This is a genomic window from Paraburkholderia sp. GAS41, assembly GCF_050436545.1.
Taxonomy (GTDB): Bacteria; Pseudomonadota; Gammaproteobacteria; order Burkholderiales; family Burkholderiaceae; genus Paraburkholderia.
The window spans coordinates 1-11,510 of the sequence record NZ_JBNDMK010000054.1; the positions used below are offsets into that span (position 1 = coordinate 1).

At 57.2% G+C, this 11,510-nt stretch carries 9 protein-coding genes; 5 read left to right on the forward strand and 4 right to left on the reverse strand.

The annotated features are described in order from the left end of the window. On the forward strand, positions 1-242 hold a 242-nt coding region (locus tag P3T43_RS35045), incomplete at its 5' end, for a hypothetical protein (protein ID WP_429285571.1). A gap of 452 nt (positions 243-694) precedes the next feature. Here the strand turns inward: P3T43_RS35045 and P3T43_RS35050 are convergent. Beyond that, complete coding sequence (locus P3T43_RS35050) at positions 695-2,974, reverse strand: CoA transferase (RefSeq protein WP_429285572.1); 2,280 nt, start codon at positions 2,972-2,974, stop codon at positions 695-697. Positions 2,975-3,822: 848 nt separating this feature from the next. Here P3T43_RS35050 and P3T43_RS35055 point away from each other — a divergent pair. The 3 genes from P3T43_RS35055 (at position 3,823) to P3T43_RS35065 (ending at position 6,530) form a co-directional block, all read left to right on the forward strand. Beyond that, positions 3,823-4,635 carry an acetoacetate decarboxylase gene (locus P3T43_RS35055; RefSeq protein ID WP_429285573.1) on the forward strand — a complete coding sequence of 271 codons (813 nt, stop codon included), beginning with the start codon at positions 3,823-3,825 and terminating at the stop codon, positions 4,633-4,635. 83 nt (positions 4,636-4,718) lie between these two features. After that, positions 4,719-5,504, forward strand: coding sequence for a 3-hydroxybutyrate dehydrogenase (locus tag P3T43_RS35060; RefSeq protein ID WP_429285574.1), 786 nt, complete (start codon positions 4,719-4,721; stop codon positions 5,502-5,504). A gap of 138 nt (positions 5,505-5,642) precedes the next feature. Further along, complete coding sequence (locus P3T43_RS35065) at positions 5,643-6,530, forward strand: LysR substrate-binding domain-containing protein (protein WP_429285575.1); 888 nt, start codon at positions 5,643-5,645, stop codon at positions 6,528-6,530. A gap of 175 nt (positions 6,531-6,705) precedes the next feature. Here P3T43_RS35065 and P3T43_RS35070 read toward each other — a convergent pair whose 3' ends face one another. Next, positions 6,706-7,677, reverse strand: a complete 972-nt coding sequence (locus P3T43_RS35070) for a LysR family transcriptional regulator (protein ID WP_429285576.1) — start codon at positions 7,675-7,677, stop codon at positions 6,706-6,708. A 604-nt stretch (positions 7,678-8,281) separates the two neighbouring features. On the opposite strand from P3T43_RS35070, the gene P3T43_RS35075 reads away from it, so the two are divergent. Continuing rightward, positions 8,282-8,536, forward strand: coding sequence for a hypothetical protein (locus tag P3T43_RS35075; RefSeq protein ID WP_429285577.1), 255 nt, complete (start codon positions 8,282-8,284; stop codon positions 8,534-8,536). Here P3T43_RS35075 and P3T43_RS35080 read toward each other — a convergent pair. Together P3T43_RS35080 and P3T43_RS35085 are read right to left on the reverse strand one after the other, a co-directional pair. Beyond that, on the reverse strand, positions 8,533-9,096 hold the full coding sequence (locus P3T43_RS35080) for a TetR/AcrR family transcriptional regulator (protein ID WP_429285578.1): 564 nt from the start codon (positions 9,094-9,096) through the stop codon (positions 8,533-8,535). The genes P3T43_RS35075 and P3T43_RS35080 overlap by 4 nt on opposite strands. 1,692 nt (positions 9,097-10,788) lie before the next feature. Then, complete coding sequence (locus P3T43_RS35085) at positions 10,789-11,211, reverse strand: hypothetical protein (protein ID WP_429285579.1); 423 nt, start codon at positions 11,209-11,211, stop codon at positions 10,789-10,791. Positions 11,212-11,510: the final 299 nt, after the last annotated feature.

Below are 11,510 nucleotides of genomic sequence, written 5' to 3' on the forward strand. Positions count from 1 at the left end.
CGTGTCCTCCGGGCAATGCGGGCCCCGAAAAGGAAAATGTTCAGGGAATACGTCGCAGCGACTTTCCCCGTCGACCCATTCCTAATGTCGGTGTCGGAACAATGTCAGGCTCAACTGAGGCAAAAGACGCCGCAGCGCCGGATAGATACCTTCATCACCAGCGCATCAAATTCGACATGCGTTGCTCGATGAGACGCAAGGGAATTTGCTCGTGCATCGTGCCGATGGAATGCAAACTTTGATAAGTCTATCGCTGGCAATCGTATCACCGTTGCCCGCGGATACTAAACTCGCCAAGTACGCAGAGCCGTTAGATAGCACGCCGGGTTGCCTGTGCAAGATGCTAGCTGCAGACATTGCTTGGCTGTCAGAGAGTGTCCGACTTGCTCTGTAGACGCTTTTCATGACCACCGAGCAACAGAAGGCAGAACTATGGCGCCGTGCGGCGGCAAAGGTCCCCTCCGAAATTGTCAACAGCGGTACTGGCGACAGAAACGATAACAAGGGGATCCTTGGACTCTTTTTTCTGGCGCCCTTCCAGCATCGCAGGGCGCTAGCATATTCGAGCAGCGTGCGCAAAAGAGCCTGGGTTGCCCTCACGTATGGGTGCTAGGTGAAAGGACTTGGCATATCGGTTGGAACCATTTATTTTGGCCGCTGCTCCATGTGACCGTGATGGCGATAGGAGCGATCGCTATCCGGCCGCCTTAAGCGCTGCGCAAGAGCCACCCCACAGCACCTGTCCGACCACTTCGCTTGACATCATTTTGTCGATGTCCTCCGCGCTATAGCCCAATTCGAGGAGGATTTCCTCTGCATTGGCCCCCGGCGCCGGAGCGGGTGTGAGGTCTGGCAAAGGCAAGCCGTCGAACTGGAACCAGGTCGGCCGGAGATTTAAGGCGGGAAGATCACCGTGGTCGGTCTTGAAGGCGACGTCGGCGCAAGGATTTTCTCGATGTCGAGCTTTGAGTTCGTCGATCGATTGTACGGGTGCCGCAATGACCCCCGCAGAGTTGGCGGCGTTCAGCGCCTCCGACACGGTTAGTTCGGAGATGCCCGGGATATCAGAATCGGGCGGCTCGACGCAAATCCAGCCGCCTTTGACCTTCCGCAGGCAGTCCGGCGTCCCGACCGGTGCGGGCGTTACCTGGAACGAGGATTGGATGAAGCTCGACGCACTCGCGAGAGAGGTGTCGACCCAGTCGCCACCACCTTCGGGGCGCCGTTCGCGGGCGACGAGTGCAACGATCGCTCCGAAAGCGGCGATGTACCCGGTGAGATAGTCGACACAGGAAGCTAGTCCGTGCAACTCGGGTGCATCGGAAGATCCGAATCTAGTCATGATGCCCGTCACGGCTTGCAAGAGGGGGTCGTACCCAGGGTAGTCGTCGTGGGTGCCCGGCCGTTCGCCTTTGTAGGCGCTCAGTTGCACGGCGATCGCATCGGGATTGATTTTAGCGAGGCCGTCCCGATCGAGACCCAATCGCGCCATGACCGGGTCGAGTTTGTTGAAGACGACCAGATCAGCCCGTGCGACCAAACGTCGGAGGATTTCTCGCCCACTTTCATCGCGCAAGTTGAGCAGGATGCTTCGCTTTCCTTGAGAGAGCTCAGCCGGCCAGACCACGGTTACTACTGGCACGTGCTCGGGCTGCGTAGAATCCACTTTGACAACCTCGGCGCCGAGTTCGGCCAGCATTCGGCCGCACGAGGGGCCGGCAATGACATTGGCGAGATCGACGACACGGATGCCGGCCAGGGGAAGGGGAACAGCCGATTTCGTCGCCGTGCCTGAGGTTGCCGACTCCGAAACTGAAAGTACCGCTTGTCCGGCTGTGCTGGCGTGGAGAGCCGGATACGGTTTGGCGGAGGCCAGCCGGACGGCACGCCCAAGCTGCGGCCAGTCGCATCCGGTAACGGTTTCCACGATTCCTGATTGTCTTGCATGATCCGAAGCGCGCCATTCGGCGAAATCGCGAACCATCACGCAGGGAACATTGGCCTCGCAAAGGGTGCGTTCCCACTCTTCGGCCGGCTTGCGAGCAACGGCAGTGGCAATCAGTTCAGCCAATTTGGCGCGAAGCGGCAAACGCAGATTCTGCGGCACGGCGATATTATGATCGGAGAATTCAGCGTTAGCTGGTTCATAGACGGGGAGGTCGACGATCCCCAAGGACTGCGCGTCCTCCCAAATCCCGAGTTTCTCCAGTAGTCTCCGAGAGTATCCACGATGAACTACGCTAAGAAACATGACCTGGCGGCCATCGGCGGCCGGGTAGCAGGCAAACAAGGGGTTCAGCTGCCGTTTGAGAGATTCGAAATAAGTCTTGTCGGCACGAGCTTTGTCGACGTGCGCAGCCAACTCGGCAGGCAGCGAAATCAGAGTTTCGGTCTTCAGGTGCTTAGGAATGCCCTCAACTTCCAATGCGAGCGCGCCGATCGAAGACAGACCGGCGGCCAGACGCGAAATGACGATATCCCGGCTGGCGCCATACCGGATGCGGTCCAGTAGAGCTGTACCGACTGCCGTCGCACCGAGAACGCCGGCATAGATTGAGCACAGCGGTACGGGGGTGTAGACAACGTTGTCACCGAGCAGACGTCGGGTCATTGCCAGGTCGGTATAGAAACCCGAGACCGCCTTGAGGATGTCGTCACCGACATCGTCTGGGAACGGATAGGCGGTTTCGCCCGGAAGGACTGCTGTAATGGATAGACGAATTTGCTCGCCAATCCTTTCGGCCTTTTCAATGCCGTCGTGGATTACCACGTCAGCCCCCGCCGACCCAAGCGGTTCCGTACCGGCATGTATTTGCTTGCCGCGATCCAGGTAAGCATCCAGGGGATCGGGTTGTCCGGCTTCACGGCTAACGATGACGGTCGCACCTTGATCCGCCAGCAGTAAGCCCGTCAATCGACCCGCCATCCCGTTGCTATATTCGACGACGGAGATTCCCGACAGAGGCAGCGACATGGACTACTCCTATGTATGCATTCAGCAGGCTTAAATTATCGGTTTTACTCTTCCCGGCAGAAAGTTTCTTACGGTAACTTACGTCGGAGAACGCGTAAATTTTCTTTGTAATTCAATACGTTAGCAGGGTTCTGTGAGTAAACGCCACGGCGGGATCCCATGGGCCGCAACGACAATTTTGTGCTGGGAGAGCACCAGCCAAGGCACTTGCATGGAGAGTAGCTACCTGGCAAAGTAATCGCCTCCTGTCGCACTGAAAAATCCTGAAATTCTCTGGGATCAGGCCGCGATGTCACTGGCGCGCAATGGAACTGCGGCCACGCTACGCATCAAACTGCGCCTAAATTGCACATTCGATCAATCGCGGGCCACGTTGCTTCATCGCGTTAGAGAATGCATCTTCGAACTCACGCGTGGCACTCGCGCTCACCGCGTGGACACCCATACCTTTTGTCAGTGCCGTTCAGTTCAACGTTGGGTTTTCATGGTCGAACATCGATGCGGCCGGAGCACCTTTAGTAGATGCGCCGACGCGCTTCCGTTCATTGCTGAGAACCTTATCCCCGCTGTTTGCATAGATCACGATGTTGACGTGAACATTTCCACGTGCCTGAGTCCATAAGGATTGCAGCGCGATGCGACTGGGCGCCGGTGGATAACATAGCCGTCGGTTATGGAAACCTGATAAAACATTCACTTTATTTGGTGCCCACATTAGCTTAGATTTGTTGCTGTCGAAGCGGATTGCGATCGTTGCACCAGAGCGAATCTGTCCGTACCTTCGAGATACTAATCATTTGCGCGGGCACGACCTAGCAGGCCGCGTCGCCGCCGATAAGGAAGTTGCCATGAAAGTCAGTGATATCCGGGCACAAGCTTACGCGATGCCCCTTACGAGCCCTGCGTATTCGCGCGGTCCGTTCCGTTTCATCGATCGGGAATTCCTGATCGTCACCTACCGTACCGATCCTGACCGCCTGCGTGCGCTTGTACCTGAGCCGCTGGAGATCGATGTCGATAATCCTCTCGTTAAGTATGAATTCATCCGCATGCCCGATTCATCAGGCTTCGGTAATTACACGGAGACAGGCCAGGTCATTCCCGTCACCTTCGAGGGCCGCAAGGGTTTGTATGTTCACTCGATGTACCTGGACCTCCATGCACCGACCGCTGGTGGACGCGAGCTGTGGGGATTTCCAAAGAAGATGGCGACACCGACACTCGCCGTGGACGGCGATACGCTGACCGGCGAGCTTCGCTACGGCAAGTCTCTCGTCGCGACCGCGAGCATGGGATTCAAACACTCGCGAGTGGACGCTCGACAAGCGCAGCAGTCGTTGGAAGCGCCTGGCTTTCTCCTCAAGATCGTGCCGCACGTGGACGGCTCGCCGCGTATACTTGAACTCGTGGAATACCGCTGCATTGACGTACAGGTGAAGGGTGCATGGTCCGGCCCGGTCGGCCTTCAACTCAACTCTCATGCGCTCGCGCCGGTGGCTGATCTGCCGGTGCGTGAGATTGTGTCGGGCACGCATATCCTCGCAGACCTTACGCTCGATCTGGGTAAAGTCGTATACGACTATCTCGCGCCAGTCGGGGAGCAGACTCAGCGCCAATCCATGACACGCACACCCGCGAAGAAGGTGCTCGAACACGCCTGACAAAACACCGCGGCGTGAGCGCTAGGCGCGCCGGTGCAATCTCAAACCTATCGGAGCGCCGCAGCGTTCCGCGGAGAATCCAAATGCAGAACCTAGAAAATAAAACAGCTCTCGTCACCGGCGCGGGCAGCGGTATCGGCAAGGCCATCGCGCTGCGCCTCGCTAGCGCAGGCGCGGGCGTGGCGGTCGCCGACTTGAATCGCACGGCCGCTACCGCCGTTGTTGCCGAGATCGTTGCAATGGGCCGTCGCGCGGTTGCCGTCGAGATGGATGTCGCTGACGAGAAAGCCGTCGAGCAGGGCTTCGCCGCCGCGCGTGCCGAGCTTGGTCCGATCGACATTCTCGTGTCCAACGCGGGTATTCAGATCGTCAACCCGATCGAATCGTTCGCGTTCGCCGACTGGAGAAAGATGATGGGCATCCATCTGGACGGAGCCTTCCTTACAACCAAGGCCGCGCTTGCCGACATGTATCGCGACGATCGCGGAGGCGTGGTGATTTATATCGGATCGGTGCATTCGCACGAGGCGTCGCCGCTCAAATCGGCTTATGTAACAGCCAAGCATGGGTTGCTGGGTCTTTCGCGCGTCCTTGCGAAAGAGGGCGCGACGCATAACGTGCGTTCACACGTCGTCTGTCCAGGTTTCGTGAAGACGCCGCTCGTCGAGAAGCAGATTCCCGAACAGGCTCGCGGCTTGGGCATCAGCGAGGAGGAGGTTGTTCGGGACATCATGCTTGGAGGCACGGTCGACGGTGTGTTCACGACCGCCGAAGATATTGCGCAGACAGTAGAGTTTCTCGCTTCGTTCCCAAGTGCCGCGCTGACCGGGCAGTCGTTCGTAGTCAGTCACGGGTGGTTTATGCAGTAACGGCCGCTGGGTGTCGGGTTGCGCACGGGCTTGTGCGGCTTCAGAAACGAGCAGGTTTGGTGACAGTCAACATCACGCGTCGTCCGCCGCGCGGCGATCGCGCTTTGGTGAAACTGAAGCCGGACGGAGGCAACGTCGATGGATTTGAAAGCCCTGCGTTACTTTACCGAGATTGTTCGACACGGCAGTTTCGCGCGTGCCTCTGAAGCCATTCCTCTATCGCAACCGGCACTCAGTAAATCGGTTCGGACGCTGGAGGAAGAGCTGGGCGAAACTCTTCTGGAACGCGGCAGGCGCGGCGTCGGCGTGCGTCTGACTGCGGCGGGCGAACTCGTTCACGGACGGGCACAAGCCATGTTAAAGGAACGGGACGCGCTGATGACCGACCTGCATGCCTTGCACGGCCTGCGCCAAGGCACATTGAGAATTGGCCTGGCTCCCGTGGGTAGCGCGGAAATCTTCGCGAATCTGATCGCGCAATACCACGAACGTTTTCCCGCGATCGACTTCGAACTGCGCGAGCGGGGCAGCGAGGATCTGGAGGAGGCCGTACGCTCCGGCGAAATCGAAGTCGCTGCTACTTTACTGCCGGTACGGCCTGATCTGGCATCAATGTTCATTCTCAAGGCACCAATTGTAGTGGCGGTACCCCGCTACCATCCGTTGGCGGAGCGAAAGCGGATCCAACTCAGCGAACTGCGCGATACGCCATTCGTAATGCTTGAAGCAGGCTTTCTGCTCAATCGGCGCATTCGCGAAGCATGTAGCGCGCATGGGTTCACACCGGCGGAAGTCGCGCACAGCGCACATCCGAACTTCGCACTCGCGCTGGTCGCCGCCGGAGCCGGTGTCACGTGTGTCCCGCGACTTGTCGCAGAGCGTCATGTTAACGACGGGGTTCAGTTATTGGCACTTGCTGGGCGCGATCTTGAGTGGAATCTGGCTTTCGTCTGGCGCAAGGGAGCCACGCTTTCCGTCGCCGCGAAAGAATGGTTGAAGCTAGTGGGTGAGCATTACCCAGGGTAGCCGTGTGATTGCGAAGAGCCAAACAGCAAAGGTGCAACGCCGATGCGACTGCCTCTGTTTGAGTTTGTAGGATGCATGGCACAGACTATGAGTTTGTCTTGATGACGTGGGCACGTAGGTAGTAAGCGCGTAACAGTTGGCTGTTACCGTGCCAAGCGGCGCAGCGATCCCTCTACTACTCTGGAACTATGCTCAACGCCACCCCAGACTGTACAGGCCACCCGGAACGAAGCTTCGCACTATCCTCCGCGAGCCTTTTTGGCATTTCTTCAAGTAGAAAGTCAACCCACGTTCGAATCTTCGCGTCCAGGTATTCGCGGGAAAGATACATAGCATATATGCCCATTTCCTGAGACATGTAATCGGGCAGAATTCGCGTCAGTTCGCCAGACGACAGACCATCCATTGCCGTGTACATGGGAATCAAGCCAATTCCAAATCCGGACTCTACGGCGACGACCATGGCATCCGCGACATTGACCTTGAATGTCGACAGCCCAAGTTCGACGTTCTCGATGTCGTCCATTCGACGTAATGTCCATACGCCCGACCGAAAAACTGGCGATTCAATCTGTAGACAGGTATGATCGAGTAGCTCCTCGGGGCACTGCGGAACGCCGTGCTTCATGAGGTATTCCGGAGAAGCGCAAACAACACTGAACGCGGTTCCCAATCTGCGAGAGATCAGACCAGAATCCTCCAACCCCGTCGAAGCGACCAAAGAAACGTCGTATCCCTCTTCGATAAGGTCTGGTATGCGCTGCGTCAAAGTAAGTTCAATCCTCACATCCGGATAGAGTTGCTGATACCTACCTACTGCTGGCACCACGTAGCGCTGGCTAAAACTGCCCATAGCGTGTACCCGTAGTTTTCCTGAAGGACGAAACAAGGCATCCCGCGCTTCGGCCTCTGCCTGATCAACAGCCTCCAGTATCTGCTCGCATCTTGAGAGGAAGCGTGCCCCGGTCTCGGTCAGTGAAACGCGACGTGTGGTTCGGTTTAGCAAACGGGCATTGAGATGCGTTTCCAATTCGGCCACGGCCCGAGACGCATGTACCGTCGTGATACCCATGCCTGACGCAGCAGCTGTAAAGCCGCCCGCATTGACGACACCGGTGAACACGCGCATGTTGTGCAATATGTCCATGTTGAGTCCGTTCCGCACTCTGAGCTGGATCGATACAACGCGTTGCTAAATAGTGCTCCACTGAACCTGTCAACAGTCCTCGCGCAGTCATCGCAACCATTCAGATGATCCGCGACGGGGAGCGGGTATTCGCACGGCTGATTCGGGTTCCTTATATTAGACGAAGCAGGGCACCGGTGGAGCTGCTAACTTGTTCGGCAGACGGACGAGCACGGGTGCCGGGATTGGCCGCGATGACTTCACGCAGTCGTAAGTGCACGAAGCTTTTTTCCGCGCAACAATCTCCTCGACACGAACCTCCCGTTTGAGTTGTAACGGCAACTTTACGGATAGATTGGCAATTTGTTTCCTTGACCGGACCCAAGTCATCGAAGCTGGCGAACCGATTTGAAGCGTCGCATCACATTCTCGCGCATTCGTTCGGGCTGGTGCGAATGACCCGATCGGTTGTGCAGCCCACTGTGCGGCGGATGCTCAACGGCTAAGGCTAGAACCTTCGCATCAGTTTCTGACCCGGGGTCTTTGAACGATACGCAGTGCATCTTTACCCGGATGCCCGCACCAAGTGGGCCGAGCAATCCGGCGCCCGTCTGAGCGAGGCTTTATGGGCGCTTCTTCGGTGTATCTCTTCCCATCAGGTTTACGTTCGACGATCCTGACCGTCGAGACTTATGTGCCCGGGTTGTTAGTCGCCCGAGGGGCGTGTTTCGCTACATCGCTGCCATTGCGCCATCGCCTGAACGACACCGTCACGCCTGACCAGCGCATGCATAAGCGCCGTCCCCAGATGCACCACAATCAACGCAAAGAAGCACAGCGTGAGCAGCAAAAGGCGAGGCGCTCTATTGTGCTGCACTAAGTCATGATCTTGCATGCCGCTTGGATTTCTTTGAGACGCGTCTCTGTTCGAAACAAGCGACTAGCCAGCATACCACCTTGATATGCGGCATAGAGCATACGGGCCGCACTGTCCGGCGTACCATTGACGGCGAACGGCCGCTCCTCGAGTCCTTGTCTTAGCACCTTCGCCAGCCAATCTTCGTTAGCCATGAAGAATGTCTGCAATGCAAGTCGAACGCTCTCTGGCAACCATCCAATGTCCGCGGCAAGCATGCCGCATAGGCAGATCTGATTTCCGTCAATCACTGTGCTGTCGAACAACTCCGCGTATTTAGCGAGCTGCGTTTCCGCAGGCAATGCAGCATCAATCGCCTGGATGGAGTTGAGCACATTGTTGCTGTACTCGTTCACGGCCTCGAGCACAAGATCGTCCTTTGACGGGAAGTAGTAGTGGATGCTCGATGTCTTAACACCAACTAGCTCCGAAAGGTCTCGATAACTAAAGCCGTTGTAGCCACGTGCCATGATCAGGGGGATTGTGTGGTTGAGAATCCGCCTACGGACTGATGGTGTTTCCATAGTGCTACTGTAATTTCGTTAGGCGGCATACGGCCGACCAGTTAGTAAGACCTCAAGGTGAGTTTCCGGTGAGGCGGATCTTGGATAATGCGGCGACTCGCTCGATGCTGAAAGCGCACTCAGGTAGTGCGTTTAGCGAACGGAGCCGCGTGCATGATCGCGTCACGCATGGTCGTCGTCGAGTTCACATCGCCTCGGCGCTCCAAATCGGAAATCGTTTCGTAGTATTTTCATGATCGCTCCTCGTATGAGCATGCCGGCCGAGCGGGATATGTATCGAGCATAGCGGCGCGATAACGTCATCTCCTCTTGGTACGCTGAAAAATCCTGAAATCTTCTAGCTTTGGGCTTAGATGTCGTTGGCAGCACCCGGCCCGCAAGCACGTAGTCGAAGGGACGCGGGTGCTGCCGCATCCCGAGAAGTATGCACTTCAAGGAAGTCAAGGTGCAGGTTCGAGCCGCGCCGCTTGGCATCGAATGTAAGTAGGGGACTTGCGAAAAGAGGCTACGTGCCCTTCACACTGTCAGACGACGGAGGCTATCTCTTTAAAATTTCCTATCGCATCGGAAGCTCCGAATGCCAAAACCATACTGACAACTGTTCACATGGCATGAGTCCACCGGCGATGACGTCTGACGCAGTTCGACGACGATAGATCAGGCGGCGTGGCCTCGCATTTGGGGCAGTATAGGGATATCGCGGTTCTGTAATCCCGTGTGGTGTGCCCCTGTTTCATCTGATTAATTGCAGCACAAAGGAGGTTTTTTGCTTCCTAAACTCTGCCGGTCAGATGTTTTAGCTTCGCGAGGCTCGTGGACGCACGCAACTCCCACGCCAGCGCATCTTGTCACTGCGCTGTAGCAATTGCCGTGTCGGACAAACCCACTGATGCGGCGCACGATGTTGTCCCACTAGCCCACAGGTTTATCCGAGAGCACGATAGATCTCGGCGGTGCTGTATCCAGCTTTCCCGGACTTTCCTCTGTCTACAACGCTGGGTGTAAGAAAGCGGCCGTTCGCGGTCGCCAATATCTCGTGAGAGGAGGGTGCAAGATGGTCGAATCGCTATCAGAAATGGGGTTATACCAGTCTCTTGTTTTGGCAGCGCATAGGCATAGCATTCTGCCTGCTTCACTAATGTCGCCTCTCCAGTGGGCGCCCGGACATGGGCCGGAGGCCAGTGCGCAGCACAACGCCAGCCTGTGGTCGAGCCTCATAGCCTCTTCGACACTTTGCGCAGCGACCTCAACCGCATCGTCGACGTAGCCCAATAGCCAGAGCGTTCCCGATAGAGCCTTGACAGTTGGACGGGGCGCTTAGCGTGGATGGTAAAGCGGTAGCTCGGCTGGCATCGCTTTCGTCAACTTCAGCTGCCGCCCGGTGCACTCATCTGCCTCCCTGTGGTCTCCTGCCATCACCGTCATGACGATAGTCCCGTACAGAGCCTCAATATCTCTTGTCTTATCGTCGAACTTCCCAGCAAGGGCGAGCGCGGTTTGGAACGCCTTGGGCGCAACTCCACGCTCGAAACCCTGACTCAAGAAATCGGCGTGGGCCAAAGGCAAGCTGCAACCGATACTGAGCGTCTGCTTCGGCGATCCCACCCTAGTGCACGAACTTTAACGCCAATTGGACGCGAACCTGGAATTCGTCAAAAACGCGAGCACTGGTAAAAAAAGTGGTGCCCCGGACTACGTCAACGCGATGCCCAACGCTGGACTGCCCGTTTCGCCAAACGACCAGTCCACCGCGCTGCGTACATCGTCCAGCACGCGACGGTCGATCGCTGGCGGGTCAAGAATGCCCGTGGGCGCTCGAAAAGACACAGGTTCGTGAAGAGCGAGCAAAAGAACGTGGCGTGGGACCGCGATGTCGTCGAACTCCCCGCTTTCCATGAGCTTCTCGATGCCGTACGCGCGCGTGCTATCTAGCATTCTGAAGGTGCCAGCGCTATCCTTTCCTGACGCGCGGGCACAATCGGCGCGGCGCGGCGCGGCGAGACGTGTAATCCATTCTTGTCCAGCAGCTCGCACGCACTTGCCCGGCACTATGGCGCACATTGCGACGCTGACGACACGTCGCGGACAAATGGGCGAACCGTTGCGTTCTTTCAAGAGTACCTCCGATGCTGAGCCGAGCGTTCGACACCGTTCAAGTCTTGGGCTCCCCTTATCAGAGGAAATATACTGAAATCAGATTCCATCCGAGGCTCGCCAGCGACGCGCCGGTTCTCAACAATGACCTCCGCTACGCGGAGGTAAGGCGGCTGGCTGGTTTCGCTGTGATCGAGGTGACTCCAGAGCCTGACAATATTCCGACATCGACATTACGAACGAATCGGCGGGGAAGGCGGGCGACCCCGTATCGCCTGTATCGTTTGACTTTTAAGAGTCCGCGCTGCCCGGAGGACACA